Genomic DNA, 765 nt, shown 5'->3' with positions numbered 1-765 from the left:
GTGAGTACAGCCTCGATCTCACCCAACTCGATACGCAAACCACGCAGCTTGACCTGGAAATCGGTACGACCCACATACTCGATCTCACCGCCGCTCGTCCACCGCACCAAGTCCCCGGTCCGATACAGACGCGAACCCTGCACCTCGGAGACTGCGAACGGATCTGCAACAAAAGCGCCAGCAGTCAAGTCCGGCCGAGCCACGTATCCCCGAGCAACCTGAGGACCAGAGAGATAGAGTTCGCCCGCTACTCCAACAGGCACCGGATGCAGACGCTCGTCGAGAACCAACGCACGCGTATTCCACACCGGCTTACCAATGGTCACCGTCCCGAGAGCAGAATCCACCACACCCTCGGTCGCATGCACCGTGAACTCCGTCGGACCGTACAAGTTGTGCAAAGCCACACCCGGCAAAGCACGCTCGAAAGACCGCACCACCGACATCGGCAACGCCTCACCAGCCGCAAGAACCACCCGCAACGAACCGAACGAATCCGATTCGAAACCAGCCGTCTCCGCCACGAACACCGACAACATCGACGGAACGAACGACGTCATAGTGACCGCCTCATCAACAATCACCTGCGCCAAGTACCGACTGTCACGATGACCATCCGGTGCCGCCAACACCAAACGCCCACCGGAAAGCAACGTACCGAACAACTCCCACAACGACACATCGAACGTCACCGGAGTCTTCTGCAACACCACATCCGCCACACCCAACCCGAATCGCTCAGTAAGCCAAGAGATCTGATTGACA

1 protein-coding gene is annotated in these 765 nt (G+C 58.7%); it reads right to left on the bottom strand.

Annotation, left to right across the window (positions count from 1 at the left end; all coding sequences use genetic code 11):
- Nucleotides 1-765, bottom strand: a 765-nt coding sequence (locus tag H2510_RS20550) for an AMP-binding protein (RefSeq protein ID WP_186630127.1), incomplete at both ends; no start/stop codon positions are given.

It is taken from the genome of Rhodococcus sp. BP22 (assembly GCF_014281965.1).
Taxonomy (GTDB): domain Bacteria; phylum Actinomycetota; class Actinomycetes; order Mycobacteriales; family Mycobacteriaceae; genus Rhodococcoides.
This window is presented reverse-complemented; position numbering and strand designations above follow the sequence as displayed.